This is a genomic window from Pseudoalteromonas sp. meg-B1, assembly GCF_003173795.1.
Classification (GTDB): Bacteria; Pseudomonadota; Gammaproteobacteria; order Enterobacterales; family Alteromonadaceae; genus Pseudoalteromonas; species Pseudoalteromonas undina.
In genome coordinates this window covers 395,429-418,364 of record NZ_QGQU01000001.1, presented here as the reverse complement: position 1 = coordinate 418,364, position 22,936 = coordinate 395,429, and the positions used below count along the sequence as shown (strand labels likewise).

Here is a 22,936-nt window from a genome sequence, read left to right as displayed (position 1 = left end):
ATCAGCTATCAGCTATCAGCTATCAGCTATCAGCTATCAGCTATCAGCTATCAGCTATCAGCTATCAGCTATCAGCTATCAGCTATCAGCTATCAGCTATCAGCTATCAGCTATCAGCTATCAGCTATCAGCTAAAATAATAAAAGCCGTACTTGAATAATCAAGTACGGCTTTTTACATTAAACTGGAAGCTGGCAACTTATTCTATTATTTGCCTTTTACTTCTAAATTTATAAATTTAACCAGCTCTTCGGGTTGCCCTGCTAACATCATTAGCTGCTGATTTACTTCCATCATGGTTTTACCTTCAGGCAGTTTAGCTGAGACACTAAGCGAATTTAGACCTTTAGCAAAGTCAGTTAATGCTTGCGCTATTTCTTCGGTTACCGGCGCTTGCTGTAACTGTTGAGCTAGCATCATTTGCATCTGCTCTAGTGTCATACCTTGTTTGGCTAATTCACTTTCTAGCAAAGTACTTAACTCACCTTGGTTATCGAGCATTACACTCATAGTGCGTGGCTCTAACTTGCTCATTGCTTGCATAATAAGTGTTTGCTGTTGCAACTCTTGCTCATAAGTAAGCGGTGTATCACCTGCTGTTTGCTGAGCTTTGCTTATTTCAAGCGAAGCATCCATAAGCGCTTTAGAATTAGCCAGCCCCATATTCATATCAATGCTGGCAATATCGTTGGCGTGTAGTTTAACAACTATATCGCTGTTACCTGATTGCTCATCGTAATCTAATGATGAGTGTAAATCATAGCTGGCCGAGGCAAGTTGTGCATTAGTATCTGCAGGCAGTGTAGCGACAAAGCTTTTATCAAATTGGAAGTTCTTCAGTGTAAAAGCAGTATGAGGCGATATTTTATCGGTTTCGTAACCTGTCACTTCCACATGCTCAACCGTGGCAATATTTTCACCCTCAGGGCTGGTCACTTCTATATTACTAATGGCAACACTATTTGAAATAACACTCGCCGATAGTTCTGCATAGTTAAAGCTGGCACCTGTTTGTTCGCTAACCAAAGCCAACTGCTTATCAACCTCAGCGCGTACCTCTTGGGTTGCTACATAGTTTGCATAGCTTACGCCACCCACACCTGCAGCAATAATCGCGGCTGCAATCACTGATTTTTTCATGTTATTTCCTTATTAAACTCTTTATATAAGTGGCTTTAAGCAAGACTAACATTGAGAACATAAGTCGTTAAGCACTTTTTGTTTGCTAATTAATTAAACTAAGTAGCTCGTGCACGGTTTTAACCGGCGTTATTTTAGCGCCCAGCCCTTCCATTGATTTATGGTAGTTACGAAATGGGATAAATATTTCAGTAAACCCATGTTGCGCCGCTTCTTTAACACGGGGCACACCACTGTCGATTGGGCGTACATCACCATTTAAACTTAACTCCCCCATAATACAGGTGGTTCGAGGTACAACAAATTCGTTTAAACTACTCAAAAGTGCAGTAACAAGCGCTAAGTCAATACAGGTTTCTGATTCATCAATTTTTAAACCACCGACAATATTAAAAAACGTATCGTGGAATATTTTAGTTTTAGTGTGCTTACGTAAAATACCGGTGAGCATTTTAATCCGGTTCATATTTAAACCAACACATACTCGCTGTGGAAACTCTGCTTCGGTTTCAGTGGTTAAACACTGAATTTCTAGCAGTAAATTACGATTTCCTTTACGGATACAGGTAATTGTCGACCCCGGTGATTCAGTGGTTGAACCCGATAAGAAAATTTCACTGGGGTTATCCACACTGAGCATACCGCGTTCACACATTTTAAAAATGCCGACGGTGTCTATATCACCAAAGCGATTTTTATTAGCACGCAGGGTGCGCACTTGACCATCGTTGGTATCAATATGTAACAGTGCATCAACTATGTGTACTAAGGTTTGCGGGCCGGCTATTTCATTATTCTTATTTACGTGAGCAATAATAAACATAGTCACGTCGTTTTGCTTACAATATTGAGTTAATGCTTGAGCTGCACTTTTTACCTGAGAAGGTGAACCTGGGCTGCCATTAGCGGTATCGGTGACAACAGCTTGAATAGAGTCGATAACGGCAAACTTAATTTTGTTTTTATCCAGCTCTTCAATAATGGTTTCAACACTGGTTTCTGACAGTAAATAGAGTTCATCTTCGTTGTAATTTAGTTTTAACCGATTAACCCTGTTTTTAAACTGCGATAGAGACTCCTCCGCAGTACAGTAAAGTGATGGCATACGCTGAGACATTCTTGCTACCAAATCAGATAGTAGTGTTGTTTTACCCGCCCCCGGATCGCCAGAAATAATATTAACCGAGCCGGTGGTTACACCACCGCTTAGTACACGGTCAAGTTCGCCAATTTCAGTAAGCTGCTTTTCAGCCTCAGAGGTTGCTACATCATTAATTTTTTTAGAACCACCGCCAATGCCACCGGCATAACCACCTACACTTGCACGAGCAGCTACCTTTTTGTTTTGCCCTGCAGAGGGTTTAAACTCTGCTAAAGTGTTCCATGCGCCACAGCGACACTGGCCTTGCCAACGTTGATAGTTCATGCCACATTCTGTACAAACAAACTCTACTTTTGCCGCTTTAGCCATTTAAAACCTTACCTACTATTCTTTATTTTGAAATACACAGTGTTAAGCGCTTATTTTGCCATTGCTGGCTCTACCTTAGCAACAACGTCTTGTGGATCAGCGCATTTAGTATCACCAAATACGCTATACTAATGTAGTTTCACTTAACCTACTTTAGGGCATGTTTCTTGCTTTAAAAAACTAATTAACCCTTGCCAATTAATTGGCTATTAGAAAATAACAATAAATAACCTGAACTCTGGTTAAGAGATTTACTAACATATTGAATCAAAAAGATATTTTTGATTATTTTTCTCTAGCTAGAGATTTTTAGTGAAAACAAGGCGAAATTACGCGTCAATAGCTACCCTATTGCAAGTAAGTTCAACGCAGTTAGCGCTGAAAATAGCTGCTTGAGATGGATTTATTATCCGGAGTTCAGGTTAAACACAAAGTATAGTTACGCATAGTATCGTGGCCGCATTTGGCGGTTTTGCGAGATTCGATTTATTAAATATTCTAATAAATAATTGCAACAGTATACCTACTTTTTAAATTAGACGGTGATGATTTATAAATGGCTGATGACGTATTGCTTAAGCATGAAGCGCTTGTAAATGAATTAAAACAGTATTTGGGAAATGCTAAGTTTGATCTCATTTTCAAGTCAAAAACTGCCGAGTTAACTAAACCCGAGCAGTTTTTAATAAAAATGGAAATGTCGCGTTTATCTCAGCCGATAGACCGCTTTATTGATCTTCGTGGTTTAGTTACTGGCCAAGTAAAACCATATGAATACAAGGGCAAGCAACACTTTATGGATGACACCGCTATTGAAGTATTCGAAGCGGCCATAAAACAACATAAAGATTACACCCTTGCAGTATACGAAGCGGTAATGAATACCGAAAATAATTATCGCGTATTACAACAGCAATCAATTACACCAAAAAAAGTAGAAGCTAAACCACAACATGAACTGACTACCAACGTTATTAAATTTGCAGCTTATGAAAATCGCAGTGAAGAGCGGATGAATTACTCAATTAAAATTACTATTGAGTATGACGGGCAAGCAAAAATCGATGCGAGTACCTCTGATATTTCACTCAGTGGTTGTAAAATTAAGTTGGCGTCGCGCTATAACTTAAAAAAAGGTCAGCTTATAAATATGCATTTAGTAGGCTTAGAGCAAGATTTTCAGCTTGGCCTAAAAAGTGGCGTTAAATATGAAGTCGTTGCGATAGAAAACACCTCTGAAGAATTTAATCATATCCGCTTAAAGCGTACATTTGAAGAAAATAACAGCGCGTTTGATCGTTTTTTAGAAAGCTTTATTCATGGTAATAAACGCCGTTATAAAGTGAATTTAGATAACACCCTGGATGCGGTTGTTTCTAAAGGGTATGAACAATATTATATTCCTAGGGTTAATTCTTTATATGTTTTTATTAGCCAGCAAAACGGCGTTTATTATCCTAGCCTGAGCTTAACCACTGAGAACAGTTTATTTATTCAGCGTTACTTTACTGATGAACGCAAAAAATCATGTCTTTACAATGTGTTAAATCATAAGCGTATTCGTACCTTGGCGCTAAAACCTGTGGCAGTAAAAGAAGAATATTTGTATACCTTTACCCATGTCTCTGCAGGAAAAATTTATTACTACTCAGCAACTCGTTCTGAGCTTGAGCAACAAACACAATTAAAAGCGTTATTTTTTGGTTTTGGTAGCCGAAGAGACAGTTGGCGTTGCTTTAAATTACAACTAATGCCGAGTCATACTGAAGATGCTTATATTCCTTTATCTTTACCTAACTCTTTAGGTAAAGATATTGAGAAACTGAATAAACCACCTTCACCACGTGTTGAAGGCGCGATAAAAGACGTAAAATATTTAATGCTACTTACCCAAGTTGGTAATGAGCATGAACAACAGCATTATCAACAATATGAATTTGATAAAGCCTTAGCCAATAAATTAAAATATTTTGGCCATAGTAAGCATGCATCTCCACCGGAGCTCAACACCGTGCCTCTAGAGTATGTAAATCTTCGCTCTAATAAACGCTATTTATACAAAACTAATGTAGTGATTAATACTCGTGATGCGGTATTGCATGGGTATACCCGTGATTTTTCAATATTTGGCTTACAGCTAGAGTGCAATCAAGAAGTGGACTTTAAAAAAGGCGATATTGTTTCGTTATCATTTCCTGATTTGCAAAAAATTACCAAAAACTATTCATTAAATCTTATTCAATATGAAGTCATGGCAGTGAGCAAATCGCAGACTACGATAAATTTGAAAGCGCATGCAGATAAAGGCTCATCTCATACTGGGGTCGATTTTTTTACCCTTTTAATCAATAGTAATAAACAGAAATTAAAAGTTGCTGAAGAGTCACCTAAAGTACCAGGCCTTTCTACAGCACTTAGAAATATGGTAACAAAAACGCTTTGCCAGTTTCCGATTTATTTACATAAATCAATGGCGCATTTTGAAATTGGCGCCATGGGATTTGGTTTATATCCAAGCCCACTGCATGTTATTTTACAAAATTTTGCCTTGTTGAATGCTAAAACAGACTTATCAAATATTATTACTAAAGCGCATATTATTGATGTGATCACCCCTAATATTAAAGATCGCACCCGTCAAGATCCGCCGCTAGAGTTTAGTTTAGTAATTAACTTTGATCCTAAAAAAGAAAATATAGCCGATGCCATTACCAGCCAATGTGTTTTAGGTACTGACTGTAGCGAGTTTAAACAACAAGTAAGCAAAGGACTTAAGTCTGAGCTGGTTTTTATAATGCGTTTATATATTTCTCGCACTGGTCGACTCGATACTGACTACTTAGCAAACGAGCTAAAATACGTTAGCCAATACGCAATTCACAAGGCCAAAGACTTAGAGGATGCATTATGGTCTGTATCAGGTGTGGGCGACATTATTGATGTAAGTGATGAAGCACTTGAGCATTTAGCGCTCAACCAACAACAGGTTGAGCAAATGTCTAGACGAAAGCTAATCTGGTTAAATCGTTTACGTTAAACCTGTGATGGGGTTAGCGGAACCGCCAGCATATATAACAGTTGTAATAACGAGCCTTGGCAAATAGCTGCTTGGGCTTGCTCAACTACTTTTGGTTTACCATGTACAGCAACGCCTAAGCCAGCTTGAGCCATCATTTTTAAATCGTTTGCACCATCGCCTATGGCAACTGTTTGGCATTTTTCAAGCCCCAGCTTTTGTTGTAGCGCGTTTAAAACAACCGCTTTTTGCTCAGCATCAACAATCCCACCTAACACTTTACCAGTTAGTTTATTTTCTTTAAATTCCAGCACATTGGCATGCACTTCATCCAAATTAATCAGCTCCTGCACTCGCTCAGCAAACGGCACAAAGCCGCCCGATGCAATCGCTAAATACCAATCGTGGTGTTTTAAAATTTGGCATAACGCTTTAATACCTGGCATTAAAGGCAGTGCACTTTTAAGCTCATCAATTAAGTTCTTTTCAATGCCTTCAAGCTTGGCAACACGCTGGTGTAAGCTTTCGCTAAAATCAAGCTTACCTGCCATTGCCTGCGCGGTTACGTTGGCAACCTCGTCGTATACATTAGCCAAGCGTGCAATTTCATCAATACACTCAATAGTAATGGCTGTTGAATCCATATCCATTACCAATAATCCCGGTTTTTGTAAATCAGGGGGGCTGGTTACTTGCACTAACTGACACGCCAAGGTATTTGCAAAAGTTTGAAGTTCAAGTGGGTTTATTGCGCGCTCTGCATTTTCTATATAAAAACATAATGCCGGAGATAACCCTAAATCTGGCTGATATTGACAAATAGCCGTTACTTTTTGCTGGTGAGACGCAAAAAACTCAATAATGCTATTGATATGCTGAATATTAAAATCACCGCCAAAGGCAATACTAAATAACCCTTGGTTTCTGTTTGGTGTTGTATTTAGTGGTGTAAAAACACCTTGTTGGTAGCTAAACCATTTATTAAGAATAAGTGATGATGATAATAGCTCAGCGCTTTGCTGTGCCATGTTCGCGTTCGACATGGGATCTCCGTTTATATTTCCTGACATTTAGCTCATTGATAATAAGGATATGAGATACAAAATTCGCCATCAGGGGGGATTTAGGGTTATAGTGTAGTTGTAACATCAAATCAAAATGCTGTCAGCAGCATATACGGTGACTATGAAAAATAACCATCTTAAAAATCCACTTACAGCCTCGCAAAAAAAGCGTTTAATTCGTTTGTTATTGGCCGCGGGTTGCTTTGTATTATTAAGCTGGGTAGGAATAAACAGTAGCCACCAAAGCCATCAACTACTTTACGATAGTGCTAATAGTGCAGCCAAGTCACTCACTCAATTTATGGCACTGAATGCCAAAAAACCGCTAATAGAAAAAAACAAATCGCAGCTCACCACTTTATGCAACAATATCAGTAAAGATGAGTTTGTTCTTTCAGCCACCATTTATGATAAACAAGGTGTAGTGCTTGCAAGCAGCGATAACTGGCAATCACATCATGTATATGGTTTATTACCAGACTCATCACCAGGCATTAGTAAATTAAAAACACCGTTTGTTGAACAAGTTATTTCTGACGACAATCGCCCTATTGGCTTTGTATCTATTACCTATTTAACGCGCGCTGCGGTATCTTCAAGCCATAATCATTTTCACGATTTAGGTCGCCAAGTGTTACTTATGCTAGTGATTGCCTGTATTTTTACTTGGCAATTAGGCCGAGGGTTAAAACGCTGGCAAGTAAATCGCTATATACAAAAAACCTCAGAGCACGAAGCATAAAGCTGCTCAGCTAATCGATATTTATCGCTATTTGGTTTTAAAGCATAGAGCGCATCAAACACCTTAGGAATATGCAGAGGGGTATTTATTTCTCCCTGATAACCATTTAGCGGCATTGAAGGTGAATCAGTCTCAAGTACTAAATGCTGTGGTTCAAGCTCTGCTACAACCGCACGTGTTTTAGCAGCCCGTTCATAGGTTATAACCCCACCCACTCCAAGCTTAAAGCTCATTTTTATATAATTCTGTGCTTGTTGTATTGAGCCTGAAAAAGCATGGATCACACCGCCGTTTTTTGGCCTACAACGCTTAAACGATTGCGCTATTAAATCATGGCTTTGCCTGTGATGCACAATCAGCGGTAACTCAAGCTCATTAGCAAGCGCTATTTGTTGCTCAAACAGAAAGGTTTGTTTTTCAAGATTTTCGATACTGCGATCTAGCCCGCACTCCCCAATAGCCACCAGCTGAGTTTTGTTTGTTTTAGCAAAGTTATACAGCGATTCTAAATGCGATTGCTGATGTTGCCCTAAAAAAAAAGGATGTAGCCCTGCCGCTATGCTGACTTGTGGGTAGGTTGCTTTAAACTCTAGTAGGTTTAGAGATTGCGCCAAACTAATACCAGGCACAATAAACTGATTAATGCCCTTAGCTACACAGGCATTAATAAGTGATTCGCGGTTTGTATCAAACTCACTAAAATCAAGATGACAATGCGAGTCTATAAATTGCAAAACCAGCAGCCAACTAAGGGTTTAAGCGGGTTATTTGCCAGCTATTATCGGCCTGACGCTGATACATAAAGCGATCATGCAGGCGATGCGCTCCGCCTTGCCAAAACTCGATTTTTTGCGGCACAACACAATACCCGCCCCAAAAATCAGGAAGTGGAATTTCACCTCTAGCGAACTTGTTTTTCATGTTGGCAAAGGTCTCCATTAGCACCTTACGCGACGAAACTGGACGGCTTTGTTGCGACGCCCAAGCGGCTAATTGACTTTCTTTAGGGCGAGATAAAAAGTATTTAGCGACTGCCGATGTAGGTAATGGCTGCGCTTCACCATACACAATTACTTGGCGTTCCATTGGGTGCCATGGGAAGTGCAAGGAGATTTTATTATTACCTTTAAGCTCTTGTGCTTTACGTGAACCGGTATTAGTAAAAAACACAAAACCGTTATCATCTAAATGCTTTAGCAACACAATACGCTGTGAAGGCTGACCGGTTTCATCGACCGTAGCGACGACCATAGCTGTGGGATCAGGCAAGTTACTACCAACAGCATGCTCTAGCCAAGTTTCAAACTGCTTAAACGGATCATCAAGCAAGTTGTCTTCACTGAGCGCATCTTGCAAGTATTCACGACGAATATCTTCGAGTTTCATAAAATTCCCTCTAGGTTCTAGGCTATATGTTGGGTTTCGTTGCACTCAACCCAACCTACAGCAAAATCCACCTAAGTGTTAGCCTAAGACAAGGCGGCGTGCTTTTTTAGCCAAGGAGCATACGTTTTTGTATGTGGCTTAGCATTTTTGGGTTTCGTTACAATCAACCCAACCTACAGCAAACTCTGTATCTGTAAGTGTAGGAGTGCTAGCAAGGCGGTAAAACTATTTATGCCAAGGAGCATACGGTTTGTATGTGACTTAGGCTAAATAGTTTTACCAACGCAGTTAAAGCGAACTACACGCAGCAGACGTTCACCTAAGTAGTTTAGTCTAAGATAAGGCGGACACTCGACTTATCCCTATGAGCATACGTAGTTGTATGTGATTAGGGTCAGTCGAGTTGACAACGCAGTATTAGATTAAAATACGACGGTGATTACATTTGCTCCATGACTTCGATGCCTAGAAGATCTAAGCCTGTGCGCAGCGTATCTGCCACTAAATTACACAACACTAAACGGCTATCACGAACACTTGGCTCTACGCCCTCTTTAAGTACTGGGCAAGCTTCGTAGAATGTCATGTATAGGCTAGCTAGTTCGTATAAGTAACCACATAATACGTGCGGTGTGGCTTCATTGATCATCAGATCAAGGACTTCTTCTAACTGCAATAATTTAAGCGCGAGGGTTTTCTCTTGCGGCTCAATAATGCTTACATCGGCTTTTAAGCTTGCAGCATCAACGCCTGACTTACGGAAAATGCTACGAACGCGCGTATACGCATATTGTAAGTAAGGGGCTGTTGCACCTTCAAAACTTAGCATGCTGTCCCAGTTGAATATGTAATCGCTGGTACGGTGTTTAGAAAGGTCAGCGTATTTAACCGCGCCAATACCTACTTTACGGGCAATTTCACTACGATCTTCGTCAGATAAATCTGATTCACGTTCAGCGAGTTTAGCTGCTGCGCGAGTAATTGACTCTTCAAGTAAATCAGCTAACTTTACCGTGCCGCCTGTACGGGTTTTAAATGGTTTACCATCAGCGCCCATCATGGTGCCAAATGGGCAAAATTCGTAACTGGTTTCATCACGTAACAAACCGGCTTTACGCGCAGTAAGCTCTACTTGATTAAAGTGAAGGCTCTGGCGCGCATCAACAAAGATTAAAATACGCTCAGCGCCTAGTTTGTTTGAACGGTAATTACACGCGGCTAAATCTGTGGTTGCATATAAGAAGCCGCCACCTGATTTTTGCACGATAAACGCTGAAGGCTCACCGTCTTTATTTGCTAGTTCATCTAAAAATACCACTTGTGCGCCTTGCGACTCTACTGCAATATTTTTATCTTTTAATAGGCTAATAATATCGTTAAGTTCACTGTTATAAGCACTCTCAGCCATAATGTCGGCAGGCGTAAGGGTTACGTTTAAACGCTTATATACTTCCTCAGAGTGCTTCACTGAAGTGGCAATAAATAGTTTCCACAGTTTTTCACAGTGTGCGTCGCCACTTTGCAGTTTAACTACGTAGTTACGTGCTTTATCGGCAAAACCTTCTTCGTCATCAAAACGCTTTTTAGCATCGCGGTAAAAAGTTTCTAAGTCAGCAAGCGCAACAGTATCTAAGTCAACACCTTGATTAATTTGATCTTCTAAATGCGCAATCAACATACCAAACTGTGTGCCCCAATCACCCATGTGATTTTGACGAACAACGGTATCGCCTCTAAATTCAAGTGCGCGTACTACCGCATCACCAATAATAGTTGAGCGTAAATGACCTACGTGCATTTCTTTTGCAAGGTTCGGCGATGAGTAATCAACCACTACTTTTTGTGGTTTGGCGTGCTCATTTACGGCAAGTTTTGCGTGGTTATTAGCGGCTTGTACGCTTTGTGCTAAAAACTCTGGCTTTAAGTGAATATTAATAAAACCAGGGCCAGCAATTTCCGTTTTTTCGGCAATGTCGCTTACATCTAACTGATCAATAATTTTTTGCGCCAATTCACGCGGATTACTTTTCATTTTTTTAGCTGCGCCCATCGCGCCATTAATTTGGTAATCACCAAACTGTGGACGTGTGCTTTGCGTAACCGCTGGGTTAGTATCTTCTGGCAGGCCTGCAGCGGTCATAGCGGCAATGGCTTTTTCTACTAAAATAGTACGAATATTCATTATATTATTTACCTTTATAAGCCCGCCAAAGCAGGCTTTGTGTTAATTCTAGTGGCTAAGTGTTAGTTTTCACGCGTGTGGTTAAATGTCACTTCAGGGTAACGCTCAGTCGACAAGTTAAGATTTACACGACTCGGTGCGATATAAGTTAAATTATCGCCACCATCGAGTGCTAAGTTGCTTTCGCACTTACGCTTAAACTCTTCAAACTTTTTAACATCATCACAGCTAACCCAGCGGGCTGTATTTACATTAACGCTTTCGTAAATTGCATCAACGTTATATTCAGCTTTTAAACGCGCTACAACCACGTCAAACTGCAACACACCTACCGCACCTACAATTAAGTCATTATTAATTAATGGTCTGAATACTTGTACTGCGCCCTCTTCTGAAAGCTGCACCAATCCTTTTAATAACTGTTTTTGTTTTAATGGATCGCGCAGACGAATACGGCGGAACAATTCAGGGGCGAAGTTTGGAATACCGCTAAACTTAATTTTTTCGCCTTGGGTAAAGGTATCACCAATTTGAATCGTACCGTGGTTATGTAAACCAATAATATCACCAGCGTAAGCATCAGCCGCACGCTCACGATCGCCCGCCATAAAGGTTACCGCATCAGAAATACTGACTTGTTTACCGATACGCACATGATTCATTTTCATGCCTTGGCTATATTTACCCGACACAATACGCATAAAGGCAATACGGTCACGGTGTTTTGGATCCATGTTGGCCTGAATTTTAAATACAAACCCAGTGAAGTTTTCTTCTGTGGCTACAACTTGGCGGTCTTCTGTCTCACGTGGTAATGGGGTTGGCGCCCACTGAGTTAACCCATCTAAAACATGATCTACACCAAAGTTACCAAGTGCGGTACCAAAATACACAGGCGATAACTCACCCGCTAAGAATAGATCTAAATCAAATTCGTGTGATGCACCAATAACTAGCTCTAGTTCATCGCGTAACTGCGCTGCAAGTTCATCACCAATGGCTTGGTCAAGCTCAGGGTTATCGAGCCCTTTAATGCTGCGTACTTCTTGAATAGTGTGACCTTGACCTGTTTTATATAAAATGGTCTCTTCGTTATGGATATGGTAAACACCTTTAAACTCTTTACCACAGCCAATTGGCCAAGTAACAGGTGCACAGGCAATATTTAGCTCTGTTTCTACTTCGTCAAGTAGTTCCATTGGGTCGCGAATATCACGGTCACATTTATTCATAAAGGTAACAATAGGCGTGGTACGCAGGCGTGTTACTTCCATTAGCTTACGGGTACGTTCTTCTACACCTTTAGCAGCATCAATTACCATTAAACACGAATCTACCGCGGTTAAAGTTCGGTATGTATCTTCAGAGAAGTCTTCGTGTCCTGGGGTATCAAGTAAATTAACTAACGCATTGTTATAAGGAAATTGCATTACAGAGGTAGTAACAGATATACCACGCTCTTTTTCCATTTCCATCCAATCAGACTTAGCATGCTGATTAGAGCCACGGCCTTTTACCGTTCCAGCTTTTTGAATTGCTTGTCCGAACAACAATACTTTTTCAGTGATAGTGGTTTTACCCGCATCCGGATGCGAGATGATCGCAAAGGTACGGCGTTTATTAATTTCGCTAAGGAGATTTTGGTCTGCCATTAAAAAGGTTCTTTTAGTTGATATACGGATGTATTTGTATTTTAGTATGCTGAGCTTTCAAGGCTAAAAACAAGCTAACCTCTAAAGCTCAACATACCCCAACAAGAACCCAAATTAGCTCTTGTGACGCTATCCGTTAAGTTAATCGTAATTAAAGACTATTTTCGCTGATCTTGGCTTTATAAACAATCAATGGTTGGTTATTAACGGATCTTTTTTAAGTTTGGTGTTTTCAGCGATTATTAACAATAACGCTATAAATTGCCCACTAACTTAACACCAAGCTTGAGTAATAGGGCTGTAAATCATATTATTGGTCGATTACATGGAGGATTTGATGTTGGGTAATGAAAACCAGTAAGCTAAGTATTCGATTATTATGGTATATAACTCCACTGGTTATACTGCCATTGTTATTTTTAGGGGGCTTTACGCTCACTAATGTGACCAACTCTACGCAAAAGCAGGCCGACTTGATTATGAGTCGCTTTGTAGAACAACAACAGCAAAAAGTATTCAACTATATCGATTCTTTTCATGCAACGGCTAAGTTACTCTCTGCTTCACCGGTACTAAGTGACTTTTTAGCTAAAGATTTATTTGAAGACGCCAGCTATACCTATCGCCTTGGCGCGTTAATGGACGTATTTGCCAGTTACAGTGAAGCCTACCCTGACATTATTAGTATTAACTTAGTCTCAAAAACCGGTAAAAGTGACGCCTATTACTCCAGTAATTTAACCGTAGCGCCCAAATCCTACCCATTTTTTGATCAAGTAAAACAAAGTAATTTAAGCCAGCAGCAGTTTATGGTGCAAAAAGAAGATGGCACCACCAACTTATACTTTGTACAGCGCATATATAGCGTCGACTATTATTTAAAACGCCCACAACAGCTAGGCTTTATTATTCTTAAAGTCGACCCCTCTATTTTAAACACCAGCATTTTAGAAGCGCCTTATAACAACACCTTAAATTTGTTACTGGCCAACGATGGTAAAATTTTATTTAGCTCCGATTATAAAATGCGTGGCCACTATGTCAGCGAGTATGAACTAAATAAAATTAACGATTTAGCGGATATAGGTAGCTTATCAACCATTGAACTTTCAAGTGTGGATAAAATAGAGCGACTGATTTTTGCAGCCCAAATGAGTGGCGGCTACTATTATGTGTCGACCATTCCAAAAGCAGTATTGTATCAGTCAGGCAAAGCAATTAGTGTGATCACTGGGCTAATTGTAATTATTTCTGTGATCACCCTACCAATCTTAATTTTTATTGTGGTGCGTAATTTACTGCTTAACCCAATAGAATTATTAGGTGAAGCAAGTCATCGCGTTGGTGATGGCGACCTCTCTGTTACACTCCCTGCATATACTACAGATGAAGTAGGAATACTGTTTAACGATTTTAATCACATGATTAACCAAATTAAGCATTATCAACAGCAACTAGAAGAATATAAGCATCACTTAGAAGACAAAGTAGAAAGTCGGACTAAGGCGCTTGAGTCGATGAACAGTAAGCTTGAAACCGCCATCGCCCAAGCAGAACAAGCAAACCAGCTTAAAAGCCGCTTTTTAGCCAATATGAGTCATGAAATTCGCACTCCGCTTACAGCCATTATGGGATTTACAGAGCAACTACTGCATAGCGAAAAACCAACCAATGACAAACATCATTTAGGCACTATTCTACGTAACTCAAAACATTTGTTAGAGCTTATTAATAACATTCTCGATCTTTCAAAAATTGAAGCCGAAAAACTCGCGGTTGAGCAAACGCCGTTAAATGTTGTACAACTTATTCATGATGTTGAATCAATCATTAAACCTCTAGCACAAGAGAAGCAGCTATCATTTACAATTAATTATGCACTTCCGCTACCGCATACTATTAATAGTGATATTACTCGCTTAAAACAAATACTGATTAATATTGCCAGTAATGCGGTTAAATTCACTGAGCAAGGTCAGGTTACAATAACCGCTAAATACCAAGCACCACAAACGCTTACCTTTGTTATTGAAGATACCGGCATTGGTATGTCGCCAAACCAAATAAAACGATTATTTACGCCATTTGAGCAAGCCGATGCTACAACGACACGTCGGTTTGGTGGTACGGGATTAGGGCTGTGTATTTCAAAAAACTTAGCTCAGTTACTAGGTGGTGATGTAAGTGTAACCAGTGAGGTGGGTGTGGGTAGTTGCTTTACCATCGATATAGATTGCCATTTGCATAATAGCCTTGGCGGCAATTTATTATTAACCGAGCATTCTCAACTAACACCAGAAAAGGATCCGCAGCTATCTTTTGCAAGCAACAGCTTTGATGCGCATATTTTGGTAGCAGAAGATAACCCCGATAATCAGTTACTGATTAAATTGCTATTACAAACATGGGGATTAGAGCCCGATATAGCCAACAATGGTGCACAAGCTGTAGAAATGGCGTTGGTAAACGACTACCAGCTTATAATCATGGATATGCAAATGCCGGTTATGGGTGGATTAGAAGCAACTAAAATGCTCAGAGATGCGGCCTATGATGGCCCAATTATCGCTCTGACCGCGAATGTGATGAATCATGATATTGATACTTACCTTGAAGCAGGCTGTGATAAAGCGCTGGGTAAACCCATTGACAAAGACGCACTAGAAAATGTATTAGTCAGCTATTTACACCTTGAACGTGATAATCAAAACAAGTGGGATAGCTTATTGAAGAGTGAAAAGTTTCAGCAAATAAATGCTAATTATTTAGCAAGTTTACCTGATTATTTACAACAGATAAAAGCACTATATAACAGCCGTGACTGTGAGACATTACGCGCCCTTGCACATAGTATTAAAGGCAGCGCTGGGTGTTTTAACTTTGATGAAATTTACCAAAGCGCCTCAGCGGTTGAACAAAGCTTAAAAGGCAATGATATGCCACAAAGAGAAAAACACGTTGCAGAACTTATTGCCGCAATAGAGCAAGCCATCGCTAATAAGTAATCGTTAAAAATTTAAACCCAGTGCCATGCCCATTAAAATCGCGTCTTCAAAGCCGTTTTTATTGGGTGCGTCACTGGGGTAATAATTTTTACGCACTGACATTTCAATAAAGCCTGCTCGTTCATACAAAGCAATCGCCCGCGTATTAGATTCGCGTACTTCTAAAAATAAGTTTTCGGCGCTTTGTTGCTCACCATACGCTATAAACTGCGTTAATAACTGCTGAGCAAATCCTTGTCCCTGAAAGTTTGGGGCGACACAAATATCCATTAGAGTAAAATCGGGTCCTGCTTTTTCACCAATATAAAAACCTATCATTTGCTCTTCATCGAACGCCGCTAAATTAAAATAACGTCCCTGCAAACATGATTGCATTGTTTTTAATGTCCAAGGATGTGTGTGGCAGCTGGTTTCAATGGCCATAAGCTCATTGATATTCTCACCGGTAACCGATTTAAAGTGTATCAAGGTGTTCACTCATTAATGCCCATAACGCACGTTTTTGTGCACTGGACAGGGAAGAATCAGGCAAGCCTAATTGTTGCTCATTAAACTCAATAGTTGATGATTTAACAATCTTGTTAATTATTACAGGCGCAAACGCACGCTCAATATCATCTTTTAACGTATCACAGAGTGTTAACGATGAATTAGCTGACTGCTCTAATGGAGCTGGGCGAAAGTGTTGATTAAGTTCAAGCTTTTCTATACCAAAAACAGATGCGTAACGTGAATGCATAACGACTCGATGGAATTAGTAAGTTGAATAATATATGAAGTAATCAAAACGATGTAAAGAAGAAATGGCAGGGGCGGAGAGATTCGAACTCCCAACCGTCGGTTTTGGAGACCGCTGTTCTACCAATTGGAACTACGCCCCTGCAATGACGATGAATTATAAAGACCTTTTGACAAAGGTAAAGTAAAAATTCAACTTTTTGGTTTGTTTGCTTTTTAAATAAACAAAACGGCGAATTAGCATGCTAATTTATGGTTTTTCACTTTTTAACAACTAGTATATTATTCAATCTCAATTGCTTGTAGCGTCTTAGCTCACTCAGAATAAAACTAAAGCAGTTATGATTTCAAACTTGCCATTGCGTAATTGCCTGTAGACACTTAAGCTTTATTTACTTTTAACTTTTTTAGCTCCTCTGTAATACTCAAAAGTGTTAGTGGCTTAGGCAAAACCGCATTCGCACCACACGCAATTAACCGTTCAGCTTCGCTGCCAACTGTGGCACCTGTTACGCCAATAATGGGATTAACAAAGCCTTGCTCGCGCAGTCTAACAGTTAACTCGTAGCCATCACAATTTGGCATCATGATATCCGTGATGACTAAATCAAAATCGCCTGTGCTTGCCTGATTTAAACCAATAATACCATCCTCTGCTTCAGTCACTATCGCGCCATTTTGGGTAAGGATCTTACTGGCTATCATACGCAGCATAGGTGTATCTTCGACTAGCAGTATTTTTAGGTTTTGCAGTAATTCGAAATCATCCACTTTTACTGAGACTGCATCATGCTCATCAACACTATGCAAAACAAAGACTAACTCAAAATTAGCGCCACCGTTTTCGCTACTAATATAACTTAAATCTCCATCCTCCAAAGTGTTAGCTATTTGCTTGCAGATATTAAGCCCCAGCCCAGTACCTTCACTCAATGTATCGCCACGTTCAAATGCATTAAACATCTTATCTCGAAATTTAACATCGATACCTTTACCATCATCAATAACATTAATACGATAATGGGTTTTATCATGGCTTAAGGATTCGGCTGATTTCATTACAGTGACTGTGCTACCACCACTATGTAATATCGCATTCTTAATTAAGTTCTGAATAATTTGGAAGATAGCTTTAGTGGAGCCTATATGATGCTCTGTAACTGCTCTTTTTGCTGAGAAGTTAATAATAAAATTATACTTTTCGGCTAAAGGCTTTACTCCTTCAATCGCCCGTTCAACGGTATCATGAACCGATATAGTTTCATTATTCTTGTACACAGCTAAGGTAGCACTACTAGAGGACGTCTTCATATCATCCAACACACATAGTAAGTGACTGGATAACCGCTGCAACTCTAAAATATTTTTCGAACAGTTTTGCTCAAGCTCAATATCTATTAGCATTTTTATGGTTGCAGCGGGTGTTCGCAACTCATGCCCAATGACTCCATATATTCGTTCATTTGTATCTAATTGCAATTGAGTTTTATCGACTAATGCTTGATAACTACTAAGAAGGTAATAAATTAAGATGGAAAGAACGATAGTGCTAAACACAACGCGTACCACAATCGCCGTGGTTTGGGGCTCACCATTGGCAAGTAACATTAATGGCGTAATATTTAAGATACACATGCAGATAATACGCGTTTGACCCTTTAGGACGAGCACTAGCACCACCACAAACAGCGGAGCTAAACTAGCTGGGACAACACCATTTACCAAAATAATAAAGGGAAAAGCCAAGGTAATCAAAATAGCCAATAGAGTTAACAAGCGTTGTCGAATTTTTTTAAAGGCAATAGCGCTTAATGCACATAACTCCCACACAGCAATTATCATTAATGACAATGTATTATTCGGCAACTCAAGTATAAATAAGCTAGCTGCAGTTAACAATCCACCCACACACAACAACCAAAGGATGAAAAGTTGCATTTGCTCTTCGAACCTATTTACCGCTGACTCATCAGTTCTCACAAAACCCCTCATTACCCTATATCAAATTGCGACCTAATAAGAAACTATCAAAGGTTTAGGATGGTATTTAACAATCTCCTCCTCCAATAAAAACGCTTTTACTCTTACCCTGTATTAATACATTTTTTTTATTAATTTTTAGCTAGTTGCAACGGGAGAGTTTAAACTGCAAATAGGGACAAAATTATATTCTCATACCTGAGTTGTTTGATTTTATTTATAGTATAGAACTGTTTTTTAATTTAGCAGCTCTTTTTACAATGTCTATAACCGCAGTTTACTGAGCTTATTTAATGCTATGAAAGTTTAAATTGTTATTTTTACGCTGCTACAAGCGTGACTTTTTTGATAAGGTTTTGCTTAGAGGTGAAGTCATTGTATTTAATGGCTTAGGTTGCTTTTTTCGAATCCCCTCGGAGAAAAGTAATCCTCTATTATTACTTATTCAATCAATCTGTTGTTTATTCTCCCTTCCGAACTATACATCCACACTTGCTTTTTTATTAGCTTAGACAAAAACTATGGCATAAATAACATTAAGTTATAATGCGTAGTATGCTTAACGATTCCGAATAGTAGCTTGCTAAGCTCAAAGCGGATTAAAATTGTAAGTTTTATTTTTGAGGAAAATACAGTGTCTTATAAAACAGAACAAGAAAAATTCTGGGCTGGTGAATTTGGTCATGACTATATTGATAGAAACAATTCTGAGCAGCTTCTTTTTTCAAAAGTAGCCATGTGGTCAAAAATGTTAAAGGCAGCTAATAGTATTAGCTCAGCAAGAGAGCTAGGTTGCAATATAGGATTAAACTTATTAGCGCTGAAAAAATTAAATCCAAGCATGGCGCTAAGTGGCTATGAAATAAATGAAGTAGCTGCTAAGCAGGCGGGTGAGCTCAATGTGGCAGAAATTAAAGTCGGTTCAATTTTAGAGCCAATGCGTGAGGCTAAAGTTGATCTAACTTTTACCGCTGGTGTACTAATACATATCAATCCAGAGTATCTAAGTAATGTATACGATAATTTAGTGAATAACAGTAACCGCTATATTTTGGTAGCAGAGTACTATAACCCTGCACCTGTTGATATCGACTATCGAGGCCATAAGCAGCGTTTATTTAAGCGAGATTTTGCAGGGGATTTAATTGATAATTATGGATTAAAGTTGGTTGATTATGGTTTTGTATATAAAAGGGATAATTGGGCCCCTCAAGATGATATAACGTGGTTTTTACTTGAGAAATAGCTTTTTAGTTGTTTGTCGATTTAATTAAAGTGGCGAATTCATATTTAGCTGGGTGTTTTTGTGGTTGGATGGTGATTAAAAAGTTGAGCTCAATAAGAAAAAAGCAAGCCATTAAATTAATGGCTTGCAGCATACAATTATTCCCACTCGATAGTTGCAGGTGGTTTACCTGAAATATCATAAACAACACGTGAGATACCGTCGATTTCATTAATGATACGGTTTGAAACCACACCTAAGAACTCATACGGTAAATGTGACCAACGCGCAGTCATAAAGTCAATGGTTTCTACACAACGAAGTGAAACAACCCAATCATACTTACGTGCATCACCCATAACCCCTACCGACTTAACCGGTAAGAATACAGTAAACGCTTGGCTTACTTTATGGTAAAGCTCTGCTTTGTGAAGCTCTTCAATGAAAATAGCATCAGCGCGGCGAAGTAAATCACAGTACTCTTTTTTGATTTCGCCAAGTACACGCACACCTAAACCTGGCCCTGGGAATGGGTGGCGGTAAAGCATGTCGTACGGTAAACCTAGCTCTAAACCAATTTTACGTACTTCATCCTTAAATAACTCACGTAATGGCTCTACTAAGCCCATTTGCATATCATCTGGTAAGCCGCCCACATTATGGTGCGATTTAATTACGTGTGCTTTACCAGTCGCTGAAGCTGCTGATTCGATTACGTCAGGGTAAATTGTACCTTGGCCTAACCATTTTGCGTTTTTAAGCTTTTTAGCTTGCTCATCAAATACGTTAATAAACGTATGGCCAATGGCTTTACGCTTATCTTCTGGGTCTGATTTACCTGCTAAGTCATTTAAAAATTGATCTTCGGCATCTACTTTAACAATGTTTAAGCCAAACTTATTGCCAAACATATCCATAACTTGCTGGCCTTCGTTTAAACGAAGTAGCCCGTTATCAACAAATACACAGGTTAGTCGTTCACCAATAGCACGGTGAATAAGCATAGCTACAACCGATGAATCTACACCGCCTGATAAGCCTAAAATAACTTCGTCGTCGCCTACTGTTTCTTTGATACGCTCAATGGCGTCATCAATGATTTTTGCCGGCGTCCATAATTTTTCACAACCACAAATATCAATAGCAAAACGCTCTAGTAAACGTTGACCTTGATGTGTGTGCGTTACTTCTGGGTGAAATTGTACGCCGTAAAAGCGTTTTTCTTCGTTAGACATTGCCGCATGTGGGCAAGTAGATGTTTTAGCAGTGGTATTAAAAGTATCTGGAATTTCCATTACTTTATCACCGTGGCTCATCCACACATCTAGTACACCATTGCCGCCATCAGTAATATGATCTTCAATGGCATCAAATAATGCACAGTTACCCACTTTTTCAACTTGTGCGTAACCAAATTCTTTTTTATCTGAGCTATGTACACGGCCGCCAAGCTGTGTTGCCATAGTTTGCATACCGTAACAAATACCAAGTACTGGAACGCCTGCATTAAATACATACTCAGGAGCACGCGGGCTGTTTTCAAGCGTAGTTGATTCTGGGCCACCAGAAAGGATAATACCTTGTGGGTTAAACTCGCGAATTTGCTCTTCGGTTACATCCCAAGCCCAAAGCTCACAGTAAACACCAATTTCGCGTACGCGACGGGCAATTAACTGCGTGTATTGTGAACCAAAATCTAAAATGAGGATTCGTGAATCGTGAATGTCTTTGCTCATGAAGTATCTCGTAAAGTCAGGTGCTAAACGCCACCAGCTTAAGCTGTGTGACTATATTAGGGCTAACAAAGGTTAGCCCACTTATTTCAAGTTGTTAAGGCTGATTAGCCTAAACGGTAGTTCGGTGCTTCTTTAGTGATTTGCACATCATGAACATGCGACTCACCCATACCAGCAGAAGTTACACGTACAAACTGTGGTTTAGTGTTTAGCTCTTCGATTGTGGCACAACCGGTTAAGCCCATTGCACTGCGAAGACCACCCACTTGTTGGTGAATAATTGTCGCAATTGGCCCTTTATAAGCAACACGACCTTCAATACCTTCAGGTACTAACTTGTCAGCCTGGTTTGATTTTTGGAAGTAGCGATCTGATGAACCTTCTTTTTGATCCATCGCTCCTAGGCTACCCATACCACGGTAAGACTTGTAGTAGCGACCTTGATAAAGTTCAACTTCACCTGGTGCTTCTTCAGTACCCGCAAGCATAGAGCCAACCATTACACACGATGCACCCGCAACCAATGCTTTTACAATATCACCAGAAAAACGAATACCGCCATCGGCAATCACTGGAATATCGCGACCTTTAAGGCCTTCAACCGCATCTGAAATGGCTGTTATTTGTGGTACACCACAACCAGTAACAATACGTGTAGTACAAATAGAACCTGGGCCGATACCTACTTTAACAGCATCAACACCGGCATCTGCAAGGGCAATAGCACCTTCGGCAGTTGCCACGTTACCCGCAACAATTTGTAAATCAGGGTAAGCTTGACGAGTCGCTGCAACACGGTCAATAACACCTTGAGAGTGACCATGAGAAGTATCGATTAGTAGTACATCAACACCGGCTTCAACTAATGCAGCAATTCGCTCATCAGTGCCTGCGCCAACGCCTACCGCAGCACCTACACGTAAACGGCCTTGCTCGTCTTTACATGCATCTGGTTTGTCTTGTGCTTTTTGGTAATCTTTTACGGTGATCATGCCTTTAAGTTTAAACGCATCATCAACCACAAGAATCTTCTCAATGCGGTGTTCGTGCATTAAGCTTAAGATATCTTCGCGAGCAGTTCCCTCTTTAACCGTTACTAGGTTTTCTTTTTTCGTCATCACTGTTGAAACCGGCTGTTCAAGCTTAGTTTCAAAGCGCATATCACGACTAGTTACGATACCTACAAGGTTATTTTCGCTATCGGTGACCGGAAAACCTGAGAATCCCTTTTCCTGAGACAATTCAACAGCATCTGCAATAGTCAGATCGGCCGTTACTGTAACAGGGTATGAAACAATACCTGCTTCATAGGTTTTAACTTTACGAACATTTTTCGCTTGTTCTGCAATGGTCATGTTTTTATGAATAAAACCAAGACCACCTTCCTGCGCGAGGGCAATAGCTAAACGAGCTTCTGTAACAGTATCCATAGATGCTGAAATGAGCGGCAAGTTAAGTTTGATACCACGCGTTAAGCGAGTTGAAATATTTGCCGTATGTGGCAAAACAGTAGAATGACCAGGTACTAAAAGTACGTCATCAAAGGTAAGAGCTTCTTTAGCGATTCTAAGCATTTTGGCAACTTCTCACATGTGGATC

Annotated in this window: 16 protein-coding genes and 1 tRNA gene; 4 read left to right on the top strand and 13 right to left on the bottom strand. The window is 39.8% G+C overall.

Going from position 1 to position 22,936, the window contains the following annotated elements; translation table 11 throughout:
- Positions 1-207: 207 nt before the first annotated feature.
- Together DK924_RS01930 and radA are read right to left on the bottom strand one after the other, a co-directional pair.
- On the bottom strand, positions 208-1,140 hold the full coding sequence (locus tag DK924_RS01930; protein ID WP_109874217.1) for a hypothetical protein: 933 nt from the start codon (positions 1,138-1,140) through the stop codon (positions 208-210).
- 85 nt (positions 1,141-1,225) lie between these two features.
- Entirely contained in the window at positions 1,226-2,611 is a 1,386-nt protein-coding gene (gene radA / locus DK924_RS01925) for a DNA repair protein RadA (protein ID WP_010387717.1), read from the bottom strand.
- A gap of 556 nt (positions 2,612-3,167) precedes the next feature.
- On the opposite strand from radA, the gene DK924_RS01920 reads away from it, so the two are divergent.
- Complete coding sequence (locus tag DK924_RS01920; protein WP_109874216.1) at positions 3,168-5,648, top strand: PilZ domain-containing protein; 2,481 nt, start codon at positions 3,168-3,170, stop codon at positions 5,646-5,648.
- On the opposite strand, the gene serB is transcribed toward DK924_RS01920, so the two are convergent.
- Positions 5,645-6,670: a phosphoserine phosphatase SerB gene (gene serB / locus DK924_RS01915; RefSeq protein WP_109874215.1), complete on the bottom strand. Its 1,026-nt coding sequence runs from the start codon at positions 6,668-6,670 to the stop codon at positions 5,645-5,647. The two genes, DK924_RS01920 and serB, sit on opposite strands and share 4 nt — an antisense overlap.
- Positions 6,671-6,812: 142 nt before the next feature.
- On the opposite strand from serB, the gene DK924_RS01910 reads away from it, so the two are divergent.
- Entirely contained in the window at positions 6,813-7,433 is a 621-nt protein-coding gene (locus DK924_RS01910) for an AhpA/YtjB family protein (RefSeq protein WP_054201961.1), read from the top strand.
- Here DK924_RS01910 and DK924_RS01905 read toward each other — a convergent pair.
- From DK924_RS01905 to prfC, 4 genes are all read right to left on the bottom strand, one after another.
- Positions 7,400-8,167 (bottom strand): TatD family hydrolase, encoded by a 768-nt coding sequence (locus DK924_RS01905; RefSeq protein ID WP_109874214.1) that lies wholly within the window; start codon positions 8,165-8,167, stop codon positions 7,400-7,402. The two genes, DK924_RS01910 and DK924_RS01905, sit on opposite strands and share 34 nt — an antisense overlap.
- 13 nt (positions 8,168-8,180) lie before the next feature.
- Complete coding sequence (pdxH, locus tag DK924_RS01900) at positions 8,181-8,819, bottom strand: pyridoxamine 5'-phosphate oxidase (RefSeq protein WP_109874213.1); 639 nt, start codon at positions 8,817-8,819, stop codon at positions 8,181-8,183.
- 439 nt (positions 8,820-9,258) lie between these two features.
- Positions 9,259-11,001, bottom strand: a complete 1,743-nt coding sequence (gene argS, locus DK924_RS01895; RefSeq protein ID WP_109874212.1) for an arginine--tRNA ligase — start codon at positions 10,999-11,001, stop codon at positions 9,259-9,261.
- 62 nt (positions 11,002-11,063) lie between these two features.
- Positions 11,064-12,653: a peptide chain release factor 3 gene (gene prfC, locus DK924_RS01890; RefSeq protein ID WP_010387708.1), complete on the bottom strand. Its 1,590-nt coding sequence runs from the start codon at positions 12,651-12,653 to the stop codon at positions 11,064-11,066.
- 347 nt (positions 12,654-13,000) lie between these two features.
- On the opposite strand from prfC, the gene DK924_RS01885 reads away from it, so the two are divergent.
- The gene (locus DK924_RS01885; RefSeq protein ID WP_109874211.1) at positions 13,001-15,658 is read left to right on the top strand and encodes an ATP-binding protein; all 2,658 of its coding nucleotides are present in this window, start codon (positions 13,001-13,003) and stop codon (positions 15,656-15,658) included.
- A gap of 3 nt (positions 15,659-15,661) precedes the next feature.
- Here DK924_RS01885 and rimI read toward each other — a convergent pair whose 3' ends face one another.
- The 4 genes from rimI to DK924_RS01865 all read right to left on the bottom strand — a co-directional run bounded on the left by rimI (position 15,662) and on the right by DK924_RS01865 (position 18,376).
- The gene (gene rimI, locus DK924_RS01880; RefSeq protein ID WP_181388757.1) at positions 15,662-16,126 is read right to left on the bottom strand and encodes a ribosomal protein S18-alanine N-acetyltransferase; all 465 of its coding nucleotides are present in this window, start codon (positions 16,124-16,126) and stop codon (positions 15,662-15,664) included.
- Positions 16,113-16,397 (bottom strand): hypothetical protein, encoded by a 285-nt coding sequence (locus DK924_RS01875; RefSeq protein WP_109874210.1) that lies wholly within the window; start codon positions 16,395-16,397, stop codon positions 16,113-16,115. Before DK924_RS01875 ends, rimI begins: the two co-directional genes overlap by 14 nt.
- Before the next feature lie 65 nt (positions 16,398-16,462).
- Positions 16,463-16,539 (bottom strand) — tRNA-Trp (locus DK924_RS01870).
- A gap of 238 nt (positions 16,540-16,777) precedes the next feature.
- A complete protein-coding gene (locus tag DK924_RS01865; RefSeq protein WP_258306397.1) occupies positions 16,778-18,376 on the bottom strand; it encodes a response regulator in 1,599 nt (532 codons plus the stop codon).
- A 634-nt stretch (positions 18,377-19,010) separates the two neighbouring features.
- Between DK924_RS01865 and DK924_RS01860 the strand changes: the two genes are divergently transcribed.
- The gene (locus tag DK924_RS01860) at positions 19,011-19,622 is read left to right on the top strand and encodes a pseudaminic acid biosynthesis-associated methylase (protein ID WP_109874209.1); all 612 of its coding nucleotides are present in this window, start codon (positions 19,011-19,013) and stop codon (positions 19,620-19,622) included.
- A gap of 137 nt (positions 19,623-19,759) precedes the next feature.
- On the opposite strand, the gene guaA is transcribed toward DK924_RS01860, so the two are convergent.
- Positions 19,760-21,337 (bottom strand): glutamine-hydrolyzing GMP synthase, encoded by a 1,578-nt coding sequence (gene guaA / locus DK924_RS01855; RefSeq protein WP_024602106.1) that lies wholly within the window; start codon positions 21,335-21,337, stop codon positions 19,760-19,762.
- 104 nt (positions 21,338-21,441) lie between these two features.
- Positions 21,442-22,911: an IMP dehydrogenase gene (guaB, locus tag DK924_RS01850; RefSeq protein WP_008110278.1), complete on the bottom strand. Its 1,470-nt coding sequence runs from the start codon at positions 22,909-22,911 to the stop codon at positions 21,442-21,444.
- Between the last annotated feature and the right edge of the window lie 25 nt (positions 22,912-22,936).